Source organism: Roseibium sp. JB4-4 (genome assembly GCF_055693425.1).
The window spans coordinates 350123-367263 of record NZ_CM146333.1 but is presented as its reverse complement, the minus strand read 5'-3'; the positions used below and the strand labels follow the sequence as shown (position 1 = coordinate 367263).

The 17141-nt window shown below is 53.0% G+C and carries 13 protein-coding genes, 1 tRNA gene and 2 pseudogenes; 9 read left to right on the top strand and 7 right to left on the bottom strand.

All coding sequences use genetic code 11. The features are described 5' to 3' along the window. Window positions 1–115: 115 nt before the first annotated feature. The 4 genes from ACZ1HV_RS01720 to ACZ1HV_RS01705 form a co-directional block, all read right to left on the bottom strand. Window positions 116–1726 (bottom strand): glycosyltransferase, encoded by a 1611-nt coding sequence (locus tag ACZ1HV_RS01720; RefSeq protein ID WP_472717120.1) that lies wholly within the window; start codon window positions 1724–1726, stop codon window positions 116–118. After that, window positions 1726–3315 carry a PilZ domain-containing protein gene (locus tag ACZ1HV_RS01715; RefSeq protein ID WP_472717119.1) on the bottom strand — a complete coding sequence of 530 codons (1590 nt, stop codon included), beginning with the start codon at window positions 3313–3315 and terminating at the stop codon, window positions 1726–1728. The genes ACZ1HV_RS01720 and ACZ1HV_RS01715 overlap by 1 nt, the downstream gene beginning before the upstream one ends. Window positions 3316–3589: 274 nt before the next feature. Then, entirely contained in the window at window positions 3590–5485 is a 1896-nt protein-coding gene (locus ACZ1HV_RS01710; protein ID WP_472717118.1) for a DUF4114 domain-containing protein, read from the bottom strand. Between the two features lie 281 nt (window positions 5486–5766). Next, window positions 5767–5856 (bottom strand) — tRNA-Ser (locus tag ACZ1HV_RS01705). A gap of 756 nt (window positions 5857–6612) precedes the next feature. Here ACZ1HV_RS01705 and ACZ1HV_RS01700 point away from each other — a divergent pair. The 7 genes and pseudogenes from ACZ1HV_RS01700 (at window position 6613) to ACZ1HV_RS01670 (ending at window position 13189) form a co-directional block, all read left to right on the top strand. Continuing rightward, window positions 6613–7731 (top strand): septal ring lytic transglycosylase RlpA family protein, encoded by a 1119-nt coding sequence (locus tag ACZ1HV_RS01700; protein WP_472717117.1) that lies wholly within the window; start codon window positions 6613–6615, stop codon window positions 7729–7731. Between the two features lie 75 nt (window positions 7732–7806). Beyond that, window positions 7807–9012 carry a D-alanyl-D-alanine carboxypeptidase family protein gene (locus ACZ1HV_RS01695; protein WP_472717116.1) on the top strand — a complete coding sequence of 402 codons (1206 nt, stop codon included), beginning with the start codon at window positions 7807–7809 and terminating at the stop codon, window positions 9010–9012. A gap of 93 nt (window positions 9013–9105) precedes the next feature. Beyond that, window positions 9106–9792, top strand: coding sequence for a dTMP kinase (gene tmk, locus ACZ1HV_RS01690; protein ID WP_298822581.1), 687 nt, complete (start codon window positions 9106–9108; stop codon window positions 9790–9792). Further along, the gene (locus ACZ1HV_RS01685; RefSeq protein WP_472717115.1) at window positions 9792–10862 is read left to right on the top strand and encodes a DNA polymerase III subunit delta'; all 1071 of its coding nucleotides are present in this window, start codon (window positions 9792–9794) and stop codon (window positions 10860–10862) included. The genes tmk and ACZ1HV_RS01685 overlap by 1 nt, the downstream gene beginning before the upstream one ends. 151 nt (window positions 10863–11013) lie before the next feature. After that, a pseudogene (locus tag ACZ1HV_RS01680) lies at window positions 11014–11819 on the top strand (TatD family hydrolase). Then, a pseudogene (locus tag ACZ1HV_RS01675) lies at window positions 11816–12651 on the top strand (MBL fold metallo-hydrolase). Before ACZ1HV_RS01680 ends, ACZ1HV_RS01675 begins: the two co-directional pseudogenes overlap by 4 nt. Next, entirely contained in the window at window positions 12641–13189 is a 549-nt protein-coding gene (locus tag ACZ1HV_RS01670; protein ID WP_472717114.1) for a regulatory protein RecX, read from the top strand. The pseudogene ACZ1HV_RS01675 and the gene ACZ1HV_RS01670 overlap by 11 nt, the downstream one beginning before the upstream one ends. A 466-nt stretch (window positions 13190–13655) precedes the next feature. On the opposite strand, the gene ACZ1HV_RS01665 is transcribed toward ACZ1HV_RS01670, so the two are convergent. After that, complete coding sequence (locus ACZ1HV_RS01665; protein WP_472717113.1) at window positions 13656–14102, bottom strand: hypothetical protein; 447 nt, start codon at window positions 14100–14102, stop codon at window positions 13656–13658. Between the two features lie 304 nt (window positions 14103–14406). On the opposite strand from ACZ1HV_RS01665, the gene ACZ1HV_RS01660 reads away from it, so the two are divergent. Further along, complete coding sequence (locus ACZ1HV_RS01660) at window positions 14407–14874, top strand: GrpB family protein (RefSeq protein ID WP_472717112.1); 468 nt, start codon at window positions 14407–14409, stop codon at window positions 14872–14874. Window positions 14875–15031: 157 nt separating this feature from the next. Here the strand turns inward: ACZ1HV_RS01660 and ACZ1HV_RS01655 are convergent, their stop codons facing one another. Beyond that, complete coding sequence (locus tag ACZ1HV_RS01655; protein ID WP_472717111.1) at window positions 15032–15457, bottom strand: Lrp/AsnC family transcriptional regulator; 426 nt, start codon at window positions 15455–15457, stop codon at window positions 15032–15034. A gap of 127 nt (window positions 15458–15584) precedes the next feature. On the opposite strand from ACZ1HV_RS01655, the gene ctlX reads away from it, so the two are divergent. After that, the gene (ctlX, locus tag ACZ1HV_RS01650; protein ID WP_472717110.1) at window positions 15585–16514 is read left to right on the top strand and encodes a citrulline utilization hydrolase CtlX; all 930 of its coding nucleotides are present in this window, start codon (window positions 15585–15587) and stop codon (window positions 16512–16514) included. A 51-nt stretch (window positions 16515–16565) separates the two neighbouring features. Here the strand turns inward: ctlX and ACZ1HV_RS01645 are convergent, their stop codons facing one another. Beyond that, window positions 16566–17093, bottom strand: a complete 528-nt coding sequence (locus ACZ1HV_RS01645; protein ID WP_298963125.1) for an invasion associated locus B family protein — start codon at window positions 17091–17093, stop codon at window positions 16566–16568. Window positions 17094–17141 lie beyond the last annotated feature (48 nt).

The following is a 17141-nucleotide window of genomic DNA, read 5'->3' as shown; positions in this document are numbered from 1 at the left end:
CACTTTCGAGCGAGGCAAAAAGGTATTATTATTCAGAATGTTATTGGATTGTTTGCAATTTGCAGCCCTGTTTCGCTTTCGGATTTGAAAAGGGCAATTTGCATTTTGGGAAACGTCAGGACATCGGTTGAGGCGATGAAAACCCGAGCACGTTCGTGACCATGCCACTGCTTGGTGGATCGATGAGCCCGGCCATCAGACAAACGCCGACAAACAGCATTGTGACGTAAAGCACCGTCAGATAACTCGCCATCAGGTTCTGCAATCTAGCGATCAGCCCATCTCCTTCACCGGCGCGTTGGTCACCCCGATTGGACCAGCGCTGCTTCGACAGGCGGAAGATGCAGTAGACCTTAACGGAGGCATTGATGAGCTGGTTGAAATAGAGAATGAACGGATAGCTGAGGTCTACCTTTCGTGCGTAGCCATAAAGGAAAAGCGACAAGAGCATGCGCGTGATGCAGATGAAGACGACATAGCCGAAAATGTAATAGGGGTCGTACAGTACCGATGTGCAAATCGCCAACACCGGACTGACAAGCATCGTCCACATGGAAACCCTCTGGTCCAGAAGGCACCACCAGATGAAAAAAGGCATCCTGTGCGGGCCGAGGGCGAGGGCGCGCGCACCGTTGCGCAGCATGTTACCTGACCAGCGGCGGAAGTTCTGCACCATCCGGTCCATACCGGAACCTTCAATGACCTCAACGGTGTATCCCATCGCATCGGGCACGTAGAGCATGCGGCATCCTGATTGAAGCATGTAGTACCAGGTGCTCTTGTCATCTCCGGACAGAAATCTGAACTTCCCCCAGAGCCAATGCTCGAGATGGTCCGCCTCCAAAAGCCGGATAAACTTGAGTTTCAAAAGATGATTGGCACGAAAGACCGACATGCGGCCGGTCAGTGTCAAGACGCGGCCGGACAGCGAGTGTGACTGCATGGCCAGACGCCTTTGGGCAAAACGCATGGTCAGCCAGTTGGCAATCCACCTCGGCCCAATGCAAAGCACTTCTTCATCCGTCGTACATGCCTGCAAATCCGGATAGAGCTTGAACAAGGGCAGACAGGCGCCGACTGCGTTTTTGGCGAGAATGAAATCTCCGTCCATGAAGATGATCAGATCATCCGCTTGAACATCGCCGCGGCTCATCGCTCTCAAGACCAGACCGATGGCCAGTCGTTTGCCGGGTTGGTTCTGTCTCACGACGTGCAGGGTTACATCCAGATCAGACCACTCTCGCTCTAACAGTTCAGAGATCAGTTCCTCGTCGAAACGGTCTCCCGACCCGAGCCAGATGGTACCTGGAACACCCGCATCGCGAATTTCCCGACAGATGGATCTGATAACCTTTTCAGTGATGTCCCGATGTTCCTTGTAGGTTGTCATCATGAAATGAAGGTGCCGTGGCCGCCAACCATCATCCCAGACCTTTCGACCGGCATCCCTCATGGAAGGATAGACAAAGCGACCATAGATCCATGCCCTGACGGCGTGGGTGAACCACCAGCCGTACCGCCAGATGCCGAGCAGCCCGATGACGAAAGTTATTTCCTGGGTCGCCGGACTGAAAAAGACATTTTCAAAGGTTGTCAGACCGATGAAACAAAGTCCGAAATAGAGCGTGATCTGAAAAATCGAGAAGGGTGTCCACTTCGCCCAGCCTCTGGGACGGTGCGTGATTTCATCGACGTCGTAAGGGTTTGTGATCTCGCGACTGTCCATCAGATCGCCTCGAGGATCTGTTGCGCCGTGCGAAACACCAGATTGTTTCTGTATCTTTGAAAATAGACGGTCGCCGGCGTTCCGCTGGCGGGCAGGTCACCGGAGACCTGGGAAAGGGTCACCTTTGCCGACCGGGCGTCCGGCGCACGGAAACGATGCGTTTCCGTGACCTCATCGACAAAACCCGCTGTTCTGTCAATCGCAGCAACTTCCACAGCGATCCATCTGTTTTCTGTCGGCAGAAAAAGATTGGCGGAGCTGCCGATGCGAACCTGTGCCGCTTCTTCCTGCGTCAGAAATGCCGTTACGGTTTCTGCGCCGGTTTCTTCGAACACCAGCAGCGGTTCGCCTTGTTTTAGGATATTTCCCGAGGCAGCCAGGGTCTCGACAACGCGTCCGTTGAAAGGAGCCACGATTTTCTGATCGGTGTCCTTTCCGGACAGCTCTGTTTCCAGATGTGCATAGTGCCCCTGAAGCGCCGTCAAACGGGCCACCTTCGCCTTCAATTCAGCGGTTCGCCCGGCAAAACTGTTCCCCGTAAACAGGCGGACACTTGCGCCGCCGTCAATCAGCTCCTTGAGCTCCTCAATGTGTATCTTCTTACGCTCAAGGTCCGAAACCACCGATTTGACTTCAAGTTCAGCTGCCTCAACATCATCGGTGCGCACAAGACCTTTTGCGGCCAATCCCTGGACACGCTCCAACTTGAGCAACGCGTTGTCTCTTGCAAGCGCCAATCCGGACAATTGAGATTCTGCCTGGCGAACATTGTTCCTCGCCACCAGCTCATACCCCTTTGACCGACGCTCTTCTTCTTCGAGCATGACCGTTGTTTCAGCAAGTTCGGCTCGGGTTTTAGCCAGATCCGATCTGACACGTTGTAAGTTGGCGTTGTGACCCGTATCCGCCATGACGGCCATCAGAGCACCGGCTGCGGCCTGCGCACCCTGACGATGGCTCAGCTCCAGGAGACGTCCGTTGAAAGGAGCAGAAATCTCGATCCGCTGCGCACTGATAACGGCAGACTGAATTTCAAGGCGGAAGAGCGTCGCAAACACATATATGCCGACATAGCCGAAAACCACTGCACCGAGCACAAGGTAAAAGCAGGACATGACTATTTGCCTTGTCGGCCAGCGTCGAACGGGAATATCGTTTGCGGGATTTGGGTCGGGTTTGACAGGAACAGGCGTTACCGGTGTGTCGATGCGCACGATTGTATCAGCAACATCGGTCATCTTGCCGCGTACCAGGTCTTCGACAAAATGCTGCATCAAAGCAGTTTCACGCTCTCCCAGCTCCGTGAAACGAAATGCCAACTGATTTGCATCCTCGTGACGGCGCACGACTTCGGCTTCAGCTTTCAGAGTGATATTGAAACCCTGAAACGGCAATGTGCAGAAAAGCGTGTGGTGAGAACCGATAGCCGGCTGGTCACCAGAAAGACCGGAGATCCGGCATCCACCAAGACCCCAATCAACAGCATCAACAGTCTGCTCGCCAAGTGTCACGCGCATCGGCGCTGTCACCCGGTAATGCAGCCTCTGGCTGGGTCTTTCGTGAATAATCTCCAACTGAACAGTTCCCATTGGTTTTCCGATGACCGTTACAACGCAAAAGGAATGCCAATTGGCTTCGTGGAGATGTGAGTATTGAATTAGGTTTAGGAAATTTATATAAGATACTGTTTTTGCTTTGTTTTAGATTGGAAGTGAAAATCCATGTTCTTGTCGGTTTTGCAAAATTGAAATTCGTTGCGGCCGATGGTTGTTTCTCGTTTTTCAATTTTGCAAATGAACAGACAATCTGAACAAGAAGGAAACCGGATCGCATTTGCCAAAATGCAATCCGGTTCAATCACCTTTAGAAGATGAAGCAGTTGCTATCGAACAGGGACGTGACCGACTGATTGTCGACATTGTTCAATGTGCAAATGTCCTGGTAGGTCCCGTTGTCCTGAAGATCCACCGAAAGGGTCGTATCTCCATCAGCACTCGTGGATTGCAAACGTGCCAGGAAGGTCTGGTCATCATCCCGACCGGCGAGGTGGCTGAAATCCAGAAAGTCGAGACCGATGGTGAAGTCCGTGATCTCATCAACACCGACCAGGTCATAAGTTCTGAACACGAACGTATCTGCTCCGTCGCCACCCGTCAGCGAGTCACTGCCTCTGAGCGAACGGATCTGGTCGTTGCCTGCGCCGCCGTCAATCGTGTTCACGCCGGACGTTCCCTTCAGGATGTCATTGCCGCCACCTGAGACAATATTGTCGATAAAGTTCAGGCTGTCGGTTCCGATCTCCTGTCCATGGGCCCGCTTGTTGTGCAGCAGGATCGACAGATCGACGTCAAAGTCGGAATAGTCGACCGTGTCATTGCCGCGACCGCCATGGATGTAGTCATTGCCGGCATCACCGTAAAAGACATCGTCATCATGACCGCCGTAAAGCTTGTCGTCCTGATGCCCGCCTCGCAGCTCATCGTTCCCGGCGCCGCCTTTCAATATGTCTTCACCATAGCCTCCGATAAGTACATCGTCGCCGGATCCGCCAATCAGACTGTCGTCGCCGGTACCGCCATCAAGACTGTCATTGCCGGTTCCGCCATTCAGATCGTCGTTTCCGGTTTCGCCATAGAGCGTGTCGTCTCCATTGTTGCCGTTGAGGTCATCGTCATGCTGGCCTCCGTAGAGGACATCATCTCCAGAATTCCCATAGAGGCTGTCGTTGCCGGAACCGCCGTCGAGCACATCGTTTCCGCTGCCTCCGTGAAGGGAATCATGACCATTGTTGCCATAGAGTTGATCGTCGCCTGAACGGCCGTGAAGTTCGTCCGCTCCGGAGCCACCATGCAAGACGTCATTGTCGGTCCGTTCAATCACGACCGGCTGGTCGCCGCCATTGCCTTCAGGGTCTGTCCCGCCATTTTCCTGCTGATAATGCGCGTTGAGCAGCAAGGCGTTAGCCAGACCGATATCAACCGTAAAGACGCTGTCGTCAAAGTCACGGTCGCCGCCATTGAAGAGATCTTCAAAGCCAAGCGTGATCGTGCCTTTGTCCGTCTTCAATACACCGGTCGTGTGCAAGATGTTGTCCGGATTGAGCCCGACCGTGTCACCATGGGCGGCTGTGTGGTAGGGATCATATTTGATAAGGGTCTGAGTACCGTTCTGATCAAGGTGATAGAGCCGCGGACTGTTGCTGTTCAGCGTTGCCGCTGACCCGTCGGCATTCAGGAAATGCAGTGACCCGTTTTCCAAATCGAGACCGCTGTAACCGTTGTTGCGGCCATATCCGTTTGAAACGATGAAGAAGGCAATCTTATCGCCCGCTTGCACATTCAGATATTCCCGGGACTGTCCCTGGATCAGACTGCCGCCGCTGCCCTGCAAGGACGCGTTCGGCCAGACAAATTCCACATCATAAATGGTCCCGTCGTCGGCGACCTTGTAATAGCCGAATGTGTTCCGGTAGCCGGCGGTTTCACCTTCAAACACAACTGACACCGGATAATCATCGGTGATTTCCATACTGGTGACCTGAACCAGGTTCGGACCGCCGGATCCATAAAGGATGTCGTTGCCGTTGTTGCCGTAGAGCGTATCGTCGCCGGTACCACCCCAAATCTCGTCATTGCCACCTTGGCCGGTCATGAGATCGTCGCCAAAGCGTCCGGACATTACGTCCGAATGCCTGGTTCCGTTCAGCACATCATTTTCATTGGTCCCGATCATGGGACGCGTTGCGGGCAAACTTGCCATTTTTCTCTCCTTTGTCTGACTCGCCGAAGCGATGGTCAACGAAGGAGTTGCAGGCACCGGGCCAACCGGACGGAAACAGGAATCTCTATTTTAACAAGTAAAAACAGATAGATAGAGATCTGTCATTTTAACCTTGTTGAACAGATTCGCGAATTGGAAAGTTCAATTTTCAATTTGGAAAAAGACGGAGCACAAACCAGACGATCACTCGACAGCAGTTTGTTTGCACTTCAAACATGACCCGAAAGGACAGGTGTTCAATTCAACATTTATAAGAAAAATGGCGGTGAGGGTGGGATTCGAACCCACGGTACGCTCTCACGCACGGCGGTTTTCAAGACCGCTGCCTTAAACCACTCGGCCACCTCACCATTTGCAGCTACGAACCATGTTGGATGCGCGGTTGCTAATTCCCTTTCGTCGGTATTGAACGGAAAGTCAAGGCCGTGTTTCAGCTTGAATCTGCTGAAAGCCGAAATTCGTGTGGAAGGAGCGCTGAGGAGAACGGAGATCCTTGGCATGTTCCGGTCCCGTCGCTTTCAGGGGTAGGGGCAGGACGTGCGACCGGCACCGGAACATAACCAAGATAGAGGCCGCCGGTCCGGTGTCGTGGGCAGGGTTTTGAACCGGCGGCCGAAGCTGGAGGTGGGGTCCAGCACTGCTGTGACAGGGCGGTCATCAGCAATGAGTTCAACCTAGGCGGATTTGACAGGGGTGGATGTGATGCACATCACAAACTGAGTGTTTGACATTTTTTCCGTCACTGTGCCTGGGGCGCAACACACATAACCTTCGGAAATCCCGAGATTTTTCCCATATATTACAATATGTTACAAAAGCGCCGCGAAGGCTCTGCAACCATATTGGCAATTTATGCGGTGCAAAGGCAGATTTCACGGCGAAAACTCCCTCGACTGAGGGTTTACTTTGAAGTAACACGTTTGAGGTTTAAAAGGGCATTCGTGGGACGTGCAGCGGGGGCAGTGTGTCATCACGGGGACTGATCGACGAGATCAATCAATATGCTTCAAAACCGGCACAGCTGATAAGCGCCGGGTAAAGCGCGTGAGTTGCGGGGCCGCCAACGCGTCAGTGAGTAGGACGGCAGTATGCAAGGGACAGGCGAAATGACCTGCAAATCAGCGGGATCGTCTTTAGGGGTACCTGAAAAGGATGACCGTCCGGCCAGATCAATCTGGTCTCAGGTTTGCGCCGGGTTGGTGACCCTGGCAGCTGTATCGGCTCTGGCCGCCTGTAGTTCTGCCCCAACCGAACAAAAAGCAAAGTTCAGCCCCAAGAAATATGGTGTGAAAGCCAGCCCGCGGATGGTTGCGCAAGGCAAGCCAGTACCAAAGGGCGGTGGACGCTATGTTGTCGGCAAGAAATACAAGATTGCCGGAAAATGGTATTATCCGAAAGAAGATCCCAACTATAGGAAAACCGGACTTGCCTCTTGGTATGGCCCGACTTTTCACGGCCGCAAGACGGCCAATGGTGAAATCTTCGACAGGAATGCCCTTACGGCCGCGCACACGACGATGCCGCTTCCTTCTTATGCCCGCGTAACGAATGTCGCCAATGGGCGGTCAATGATTGTTCGTGTCAACGATCGCGGACCTTTCCACGGAAACCGCGTTATTGACCTTTCCGAACGTGTCGCAACCATGCTCGACACCAAAACGTCCGGCGTTGGCAAGGTGAAGGTCGAATATGTCGGCCGTGCACCGCTCCATGGGCAGGATGAAGAATACCTGATGGCGAGCTATCAGGGTCCAGGTGCTGTACAACCAGGTGCAACACGGCCAGGCACCTTGCTTGCACTTGCTGAACCTCAGGCAACGCAGCCGGTCGTTTTCAGTGGAAGCGTTCCGGCGCCAGGTCCAAGACCTTATCTCGCCCCCACAACCGTCACGGCTTCACGCACCTTCTCGGCACAGCGGGTTGCCGTCGCCTTTGATCCTGCAATTGCTTTTGAATCCGGCAATCAGACGATCAAAGTTGCGTCTAACAACAGCTTTAAGCCTGTTGAATCTGCATATTCGCCATCAGGTGCACCTGCAGCCGGTACGCTCGGCGTCTTGCGTGTGCCGGCACCCGCACAGCCGACAGGTCTCGTTGGCGGCAGTGCAATTTCTTCATTTGCTGCAAACAAGCGGATTTCAGACGCGCACGCAGCACTGACGCATGTATCAGGTCAAGGTCTGACCATGCGCCAACTGGCAGCCAATACTCGAAACGGCAACTAGCTAGGACACCCGGCTGGTGTGTCATCAGCCGTATTCCGCTTGAGACCGTTTTGTCCAAAAAGAGCAAACGGAATCATGTTGCTTAGGCTCATCCAGACCTGTTTCCCGAAGCCGATACGCTTTCCCTTTCAAACACTTGTACTTGCATTGCTAGGAATCCTGACTGGTTTTCCGGGCACTGTAAGTGCGGCTGAAACGATCGTCACGAAGGCGCCGATGGCGTTTTTGTTCGAGCCCGGATCCGGAACAATTCTCTTTGCAAAGGAACCGGACAAGCCTTTTGCGCCTGGAGCGCTGGTCAAAGTCATGACAGCTGCAACAGTCTTTAAAGCGCTGAAGGACGATGAGCTCAAATTAGAACAAACGTGCAAGGTCAGCGAACACGCCTGGCGCAGCGGGGGCGCTCCGTCCGGACGCGGCGCAACCATGTTCGCAGCCATCAAGTCGGAAATCTCGATAGAAGACCTTCTGAAAGGTCTTCTGGTCCACAATGGCAACGATTCGGCGATTGTTCTGGCTGAGTGCCTTGACGGCTCCGAAGATGCCTTTGCGAAGCGCATGACCGATCTGGCTCAATCGATAGGAATGACGAACAGCAAATTCGCCAATCCCACCGGTTATCCCGAAGTACCGAGCCAGACCACGGTGCGCGATCAAGCGCGCCTTGGAGAATACATCGTCGAAGAGCACGATGACCTTTACCCCCTGTTTGCGATACCGGAATTCACCTGGAACAAGATCTTTCAACGCAACAAAAACCCGCTTCTGGGCGAAATTCGCAATCTCGATGGACTGGGCGGAGGTAACGATCCCAATGACGGCTATTCCGGCCTTGGGTCGGTTGACAGAAACGGCCGGCGTGTCATTGCGTCCGTCGCAGGTCTGACTTCTGACAAACACAGACTTCAGACTTTGAAAGAAGTCCTTGAAGGTGCCTGGGACTATTTCATCATCAAAACGGTGTTCACCGCCGGTGAAACGATTGCCGACGGCCGTGTCCATGGCGGTGTGGAGAACACTGTTCCGCTTGTGTCTACCAGCGACATCGATGTTCTGTTGCCAAATGGCGAAACACTCGAATATCGCATTCGTGTCGTCTACGAAGGACCTCTGCAAGCACCCGTGGAAAAAGGAACCCGGGCGGGCGAAATCAGGGTTATCGGCAAAGACGGTATTGTCTATCGCGCTCCGGTCGTGACCGGGCAATCTGTTGCTGAAGGCACGCTTTTCTCTCGTGCTATAGACGGATTGCAGGAGTTGCTGTTCGGCTGGATCGGATAATTTCAGCCGACCCGTCCACACACTTCAGATTTGCTGTTAAAAGACCACCGAAGAATATTTCAGATCGACACAGTCTGCGGAGCCGGAGCCAAGGTGGCAGGACACTTTATTACATTCGAGGGCGGTGAAGGGGCTGGCAAGTCAACTCAGATTGCCCGTCTGAAGACCTTCCTGGAAAGCTACGGAACAAAGGTTGTGGTGACCCGGGAACCAGGGGGATCTCCGGGTGCGGAGAAAATCCGCGCACTTCTGCTTTCCGGCGAAGCCAGGGAACTCGGCCCCAGAGGTGAAGCCATGCTCTTCGCGGCCGCCCGTGCAGATCACGTCGATACGACCATAAGACCTGCCTTGGAGCAGGGAACCTGGGTGTTGTGTGACCGTTATGCCGATTCAACGCGGGTTTATCAGGGGGAAGCCGGTGTTGACCCTGACTATCTCAAATTGTTGGAAACCGCGGCTGTTGCAGGTGTTTATCCCGAATTGACGATCCTGATCGATGTCCCTGCTGAAGTGGGCCTCAAAAGGGTTGTCCAACGCTCTGAGACGGACGCCAGTGGCGGACCTGACCGTTTTGAAGGCGAAGCGCTCACGGTGCATGAACGCAGGCGGCAGCTTTTTTTGGCCCTTGCAAGGGAAGAAGACTACCGATTTGCGGTTATTGATGGTCAGCAAGATGCCGATCAGGTGGAAACAGCTATCCGAGGCGCCGTTCTGAACGCTTTCCAGCATGAACTTGAGCAAACCGCAACGGCCGCCGATACGGCGGAGGCGGCTTTCTGATGGCGCGTAGAAACGAACCGTTAGAATTGCCTGAAGTTGATGCGATCTCAGGGTATCCTTTGCCCCATGAACGAGATCGGCTGATCGGGCACTCCAAGACCGAAACTGCCCTCCTGGAGGCCTATAGGTCCGAGCGTTTACACCATGCCTGGATCCTCGGCGGACCAAAAGGGATCGGTAAAGCCACACTGGCTTTTCGGTTTGCCCGTTTCGTCATTGCAAATCCTGACCGTTTCGGACCGTCGGTAATATCCGCAAAAGATCTGTCTGTGCCAGAGGACAATCCTGTTTCCAGGCAATTGGCGGCAGGCGGCCACCCGAACATCCTTCATTTGCGCAGGCCCTGGGACGAAAAGGGAAAACGGTTCAAATCCGACCTTCCCGTTGACGAAGTCAGGCGAACCGTTTCGTTTTTCGGCACCACTGCCTCTGCAAAGGCCTGGCGCATTTGTATTGTTGACGCGGCCGACGACATGAACATGAGTTCTGCCAACGCCTTGCTGAAGATACTGGAAGAGCCACCGGCGCAATGCCTGTTTCTGGTTCTAAGTCATGCGCCGGGTCGTTTGCTGCCGACAATCCGTTCGCGCTGCCGCAGGCTGGACCTCGCAGCACTGTCTCCAGAAGAAATTAGAAGTGGCCTGGAGGACCTTTCACCTGATCTTGTTCCATCGTCGGGCGAGGATCTGGCAGAACTGGCCGCGGCTGCCGACGGAAGCCTGAGGTCGGCGATTACGCTTTTGTCCGGCGACGGACTTGCGATCGCCAAGGGCATGAAGAAACTCGCAAATCAGGGTGCTCAGATCGATCTCGCGGCCGTTCACGCCTTGGCTGACGTCGTGGCAGCACGCGGGCAGGCCGACAATTGGGAGAGTTTCCAGCACATTGCTCTTGCTTGGCTTCACGAGCGCATGCGCCAGGATCTCAGCTCCAACGTTCGAAACGCATATGGATTTGTTGAACTCAGCGAGAAAACAAACCAGGCAATACGAGATGCAGACGCACTCAATCTCGACCGGAAACAGGTCGTTCTGGATTTCTTTCTTTCTCTAAGGGCGGCATCTGGCTAACGAAATACGTCCTCATCTTGCCGTTTGCAGCGCCAAGTATCGTTCGTAACCATTGCCAATTCTGCCTCTTGGGATCTTGCCTGTTTCCCTGTATCAAGGCCTGCTGAAACACCGTGTTGCGACTTCTAAAACAACCCTTCTTGGAATTTTCATGCTTGTTGACAGCCATTGCCATCTCGACTTTCCCGACTTTGACGGTGAACGCGCCGAACTGATCACGCGGGCAAAGGCCGCAGGCGTCGAATTGATGGTCACAATCTGCACCCACGTGCGGAAATTTGATCAGGTGCGCGCCATTGCCGAAGAGTTTGACAATGTCTACTGCTCCGTCGGCACACACCCTCACAACGCTGGCACCGAACGCGGCATTCCGGTTGATGAAATTGTGAGCCTTGCAGCTCACCCAAAGGTGGTCGCGATCGGAGAGGCAGGTCTCGACTACTTCTATGACAAGGCGCCGCGAGACGCTCAGGCTGAGGGACTGCGCATCCATATCGAAGCTGCGCGGCAAACAGGGCTGCCGTTGGTCATTCACGCAAGAGATGCTGATGAAGACATGGCCGGTATCTTGCGTGAAGAAATGGGGAAGGGGCATTTCCTGCACTTCTTCACTGTTTTTCGTCCGGGCGCGACCTCGCCCTCACCGGAATTGAACTTGGACTTTACGTTTCTTTCTCCGGTATCCTTACATTCAAACGATCAGAAGAATTGCGCGATATCGCGCGCGATTTGCCAGCAAACCGGTTACTCGTTGAGACCGACGCGCCTTATCTGGCGCCGCAACCCAAGCGCGGAAAGCGTAACGAACCGGCTTACACTGCAATGACCGCCGCTGTTTTGGCCGAAACCCGAGGTGTTTCTGAAGCCGAAATTGCACGCCAAACGACCGAAAACTTCTTTCGTCTGTTCAAAAAGGTCCCGAATCCTGCAAAACTCACCCAAGTAGCCGCTCAATGACGGTGACAGCAACCATCTTGGGATGCGGGTCATCCGGCGGCGTGCCGCGCGTTGGCAACGACTGGGGTGACTGCGATCCTGGCGAGCCGAAAAATCAGCGTTTGCGCTGTGCAATGCTTGTGGAAAAGCGTGTGGACGACAAGTGTACAACCGTGTTGATTGACACTGGACCGGACCTGAGACAACAGCTCCTGGCAGCCAATGTTCAGAACATCGATGCAGTCCTCTACACCCACGCTCATGCCGATCACGTGCACGGAATTGACGACCTGCGCGGATTCTGGGTCAGAAACGGAAAAAAACTAACGTTTTCATGGACTTGGAAACGTACGAAAGAGTATATTCTGCGTTTTCTTATTGCTTTGAAACGCCCAAGGGCTCCAATTACCCACCCATACTTGAGCATCAGCCCATTAAAATCGGGACACCAATAGAAATTACCGGCGCTGGTGGAACTCTAAACTTTGAGCCAATTGAAGTCATTCACGGCGAAATCAATGCCCTGGGTTTCAAGACGTCCGGCCTTGCATACGTCCCGGATGTCTCTGACATCCCTGAAAATAGCGAGAAGGCCTTGAAAGATCAGAACATTCTGGTGCTTGATTGTCTGCGCAGGCGGCCGCACCCAAGCCATTTCTGCCTTCAGGACTCGCTTGAATGGACTGATCGACTGGCTCCAAAAAGGGCTGTTTTCACCAATCTACACAATGACTTGGACTACGCGACATTGCGCGCTGAGCTGCCGGCAACCATAGAACCGGCATATGACGGTCTGCAGCTGGTTTTGGAAGAGACCCACGACGACATCGTGCTCTCGGACTATGCAAGCTAGTCGGCGCTATAAAAAACCGACCGAAGAACGGCTGAAGCGTTCAGCGCTTCATTATCTGGAACGTTACGCGTCATCCGCAGCCAATCTTCAAAAGGTTCTTCAAAGGAAGGTCTTCAAGGCCTGCCATAGTCTTGAGTTGGATCCGGAAGACTACGACCCGATGATTGACCGCGTTGTTGCACTGTGTGTCGAGACTGGCTTGATCAATGATCTACACTACGCTGAGACCAAGGCTGCCAGCATGCGACGGCGCGGCGGATCCAAACGCAAAATTGAGGCTAAGCTGATTGCCAAGGGTGTCGACCGAGACACTCTGCAAAACGTGCTTGAAAGTGACGATGAAGTCGAGCTTGACGCAGCTATTGCATTTGCGCGTCGACGACGTCTCGGTCCGTATCGCAAATCTTCAGATCGTGAGCTACGCCGGGAAAAAGATCTGGCTGCGATGTGCCGTGCTGGATTTGCGTTTGAAGTCGCGCGACAGGTCATAGACACGTCGGATGAGATCGAGCACAGTCTAAGTGGCTTTTCTGATTGATCGTGATGCGTTGCAGGGATCGTTGTGTCGCTGGCAACAATAAGCCCTTGGTTTCATGACTATTCCTGATCAGATAAAAAAGTTCCATAATATTGATTATGCGAATTTAGCATGCGGCCATCCATTTGCTGCTCTACCTACGGGTGTCGGTCTTTTCAAGAATGTCTGACTTCCCGCTTTGTTGGGCCCTAGGAGATTGCGTATTAGATGGGTATCGATGAACGAGCATGTCTGAAAGTGGATTGAAGTTTTTGCCCTTGTCGATGACGGCGATACCAGCGCATCGACCGTACCTATCTCATGAACATGTCCAGACGGCATATCTGCCGTCTGGTGAACCGGTTCCGGTTCAAAGACCAGGCCAAGGTCCCCGGGCTCGTGGACGCCCGAACAACGCCATCCTTTGAGAGCCTGGATCTCGCTTAGACCTATCTGTGATCTGTCCAAAAGTCCCTAAATACAGTCATTAGGTAATCTTGAAATCGACAACCTCTCGACCGCGTATGATGCATTGCGCGCTTCTGGATGAATACGAAGTTCCCGGTTCGTCTAGTTCAAAACTTACCCGTATCGTTTGTCTGTATCCGCCACTGATGTTATGCACGGTTTGATTTCTGATGACCGGATACGGCATTCTTTTCCTGGCGAATTCGATACAAATTTCATTGGCCAGGCTTGCACTGATAGTGTCGCGTTTCTCCTGTTCCTTTTGGCGTTCCTTTTCTAGGTCTTCAGCAGTTTTGCGCGCGATTTTGGCCGTCGCCAGGCATTGTGAAAACTCAAGCGTCCCCGGAACAAAGCCTGACTCAATACAAATCAGCTGGTCCTTGCTCGGTCGAGTTGAAGCTGGAGTATCATCCGTAACGCATCCACCGAGCGCAAGAAATGGCAATAAACAAAGAACTTTTTTCATTTCCGCCTCATAGAAACTGCAGGAGCCTGATTTGTCCTGAAAAGTGAACAAGATGCTTTATTGAATTATTGCAACTTTTAGGTGAGGCAAATGGATATCCTACGGCGATTTGTGTCAATGCCTTTCTTGTTCTGCCTTCCTCTGAGACCGACACATAAGTGAAAAACGATCAATGGTTATGACGGCCGCTCTGTAACGCGAATACGCAAAATAGGACTGCAAATGTTGTCCCAGAAAATCGAAATAGAAAGTTGGAATGCCCAATGGCAGATGGACTTTCGGCAGAAGGCTACAGCAATACGTAATGTACTCGGCGAGCGTGCACTGCGAGATCGATCATATTGGCTCCACATCAGTTGAGCGCCTTGCTGCCAAGCCTATAATCGACATTCAAATTTCCGTTCTTGAATTTGAGCCGTTTGATCCCATTGTGTCGGCAATGGCTGGAATAGGATATTGCTGGAGACCCAAAAACCCAGACCTTTCAAAGCGTTATTTTCGAGAAGACCCGGGAAATGAACGCACCCACATACATATGCGCCATGCCGGAAGCTGGCACGAACAGTGGGCTCTCTTGTTCCGAGACTACATGCGAACACACCCTAAAGAACATCAAGCGTATGTAGATCTTAAACGGGCACTGGCCAACGAGCACCACGACAACCGACTAGCCTATACACAAGGCAAAGACGACTACTTCTGGCAGATAATACGACGGGCGGATCGTTGGGCATCAGACACCGGCTGGCTGGCTGCCTTTTCTGACGCGTGACGTGCTCAGACTTCAATTTCTTCTCGAAGCACCTTGCAGGACGTCCCTGCCCTGTCTCAACCCTGCCTTTGCCCTTTCTGAATGAGTCAATTCGTGGCCATACTCGCTAGTGACAACGTGACCTGTAAGGCAAACGAAGAAGTTCGCCAGACGCAAGTCAGACGGAACTCAGCAAAATCGATGTTTCGCTGTTTGTGATCCCGTCAACCCCTCGGACATCTCTGAGCACACGGTCAAAATCCGTGAGATTGACGGCGGTCAATTGCGCGACGAGATCCCATTTGCCGTTGGTCGAATGAAGTTGTCGCAGTTCCGGCAGACCGCGCAACTTTCGAATGACGCTGGTTGTCGACTTGCCTGAAACTTCGATCATCATGATTGCGTGCACGCCATCTGGACCGTGGTCTTCTCTTGCGCGAATGGTAAAGCCCAGAACGGAACCGCTGTCCAATAGCCTGTCGAGCCGGTTTTGCACCGTCGCCCTGGAGACGTTGAGGATCGTGGCAAGCTTGGCGACGGGTGCCCGCCCGTCCTCTCTCAAAATCGCAATCAGCTGGCGATCGAGTTCGTCAAAAACATGCATTGCATTTTGCTCGTCAAAGGATAGCATTTTGCTCAGATGTAGCTGACATAATGTATAACTTGGCTATAACATTTGCAAATTTGAAGGCTTATCGTTGCGCAGGCACCTGAAGTCGCCGGAGAGCTAGATGCACAACATTTCGATACAAGCGCCAAAATCGGTGGTTATGATCAGGCCTCATCGTTTCACACCAAACGTCCAGACAGCCAAAGACAATACGTTTCAGGGACAGGCTGCCGGCAGCACGGCGGAACAGATCGCTTCGCAAGCTCATAGTGAGGTGACACAAGCTGTCAGCGCGCTGTCAGATGCCGGTATCAGGGTACATCTATTTGAGGATAAAAGCGCCGCAACGCCGGATTCAGTCTTTCCAAACAACTGGTTTTCCACGCATTCAGGCGGCCATGTTGCCGTCTATCCAATGTACTCGCCCAACCGACGCTCAGAACGCCGGCACGACGTGCTGGAGCTGCTGAAACAGAGATTTCGAGTTCAGGACATCAGGGATTATTCCGGTCTGGAACAAGACAGCCTCTTTCTGGAAGGCACGGGTGCCATGGTCATCGACCATCTTGAACGTGTCGCCTATGCGGCCCGGTCCAGACGAACCAGCGAAGTCTTGCTGGAGCGCTTTTGCGCGCACTTCGACTACGAACCAATGGTTTTCGATGCTTTCGATTTGTCAGGAACACCTATCTATCACACCAACGTTTTGATGTGCATTGGAACCGGATTTGCGATGATAGGAAGCAATTGCATTTCAGACAGGGTACGCCGAAAGGAAGTCCTTGACCGTATCCATGGCGGACACCGCGAAGTCATCGAACTTTCGCAGCAGCAGATCGCTGATTTTGCGGGAAATGCAATTGAATTATCCGGCTCAGATGGCCCGGTACTGGCCTTGTCTCAACGAGCCCTGGAATCGCTGAATGCGAGCCAGAAAGCACTTCTTGAAGCTCATGTTTCACTGTTGCCGCTCAACATCCCGACCATAGAGCTTGCCGGTGGCTCCGTCCGTTGCATGATCGCAGGCATTCATTTGAGTGAAAGGCCCTGAGTGGTTTGAACACCTGATCTATCTCAGTCTTTCTGTGCCTGATTGCAGCGTTCATCGGTCCATGAGCGCCAGGGATCCTGAGAAACCGGTCAGTGAAAGTTCCATTTTTGCACTTTGGTTTCCGACGCTGACAACCCCAATCCGCATCACCTGCCCCGACTTCATTTCTGCAATCATTCTGGTTGGCAGTGCAACCCGCACGTAAGCGCCGTGTTTGTCGGCTGTCCTAAACGGGTATCGAGTTGCCGTTCCGTCATCAATCGAGACTGCTACACCTGAGGTCAAATCGAGACCATGAGGAAGCAATAGCCCCATGGCCCAGGCCCCGCTATCCTTTACAATAGTAGCGCTGACAATCCGTTTTCGCGAATGAGTTTCAAGAATAGTCTGTGACATGGTACAAAATCTGGTCGCCTGCCCGCTCTGATTGCCGCAATTCACAATCCAGTTTGAGCCGTTTTTTCCAGCTTCTGTGTTGGCTTTCGTTTGCGCCAAAGCAGGTGGAGTACAGGCAATTGTCACCGCGATCAAACTTGACGGAAGGAGAGCCCACGCTGAACGGTGGCTAAGCTGGTTCATAGTCAAACTCCTTTTTAGATTGGAAAGGCTGGATTGACGGCGAGGCCG

Excerpts from the sequence above, each read along its gene's own strand:
- ACZ1HV_RS01695 (WP_472717116.1), top strand. The coding sequence starts at position 7,807 with ATGTTGCTTAGGCTCATCCAGACCTGTTTCCCGAAGCCGATACGCTTT.
- ACZ1HV_RS01720 (WP_472717120.1), bottom strand. The coding sequence starts at position 1,726 with ATGGACAGTCGCGAGATCACAAACCCTTACGACGTCGATGAAATCACG.
- ACZ1HV_RS01655 (WP_472717111.1), bottom strand. The coding sequence starts at position 15,457 with ATGCATGTTTTTGACGAACTCGATCGCCAGCTGATTGCGATTTTGAGA.
- ACZ1HV_RS01710 (WP_472717118.1), bottom strand. The coding sequence starts at position 5,485 with ATGGCAAGTTTGCCCGCAACGCGTCCCATGATCGGGACCAATGAAAAT.
- ACZ1HV_RS01660 (WP_472717112.1), top strand. The coding sequence starts at position 14,407 with ATGTACTCGGCGAGCGTGCACTGCGAGATCGATCATATTGGCTCCACA.
- ACZ1HV_RS01645 (WP_298963125.1), bottom strand. The coding sequence starts at position 17,093 with ATGAACCAGCTTAGCCACCGTTCAGCGTGGGCTCTCCTTCCGTCAAGT.
- ctlX (WP_472717110.1), top strand. The coding sequence starts at position 15,585 with ATGCACAACATTTCGATACAAGCGCCAAAATCGGTGGTTATGATCAGG.
- ACZ1HV_RS01670 (WP_472717114.1), top strand. The coding sequence starts at position 12,641 with ATGCAAGCTAGTCGGCGCTATAAAAAACCGACCGAAGAACGGCTGAAG.
- ACZ1HV_RS01715 (WP_472717119.1), bottom strand. The coding sequence starts at position 3,315 with ATGGGAACTGTTCAGTTGGAGATTATTCACGAAAGACCCAGCCAGAGG.
- ACZ1HV_RS01700 (WP_472717117.1), top strand. The coding sequence starts at position 6,613 with ATGACCTGCAAATCAGCGGGATCGTCTTTAGGGGTACCTGAAAAGGAT.
- ACZ1HV_RS01665 (WP_472717113.1), bottom strand. The coding sequence starts at position 14,102 with ATGAAAAAAGTTCTTTGTTTATTGCCATTTCTTGCGCTCGGTGGATGC.
- ACZ1HV_RS01685 (WP_472717115.1), top strand. The coding sequence starts at position 9,792 with ATGGCGCGTAGAAACGAACCGTTAGAATTGCCTGAAGTTGATGCGATC.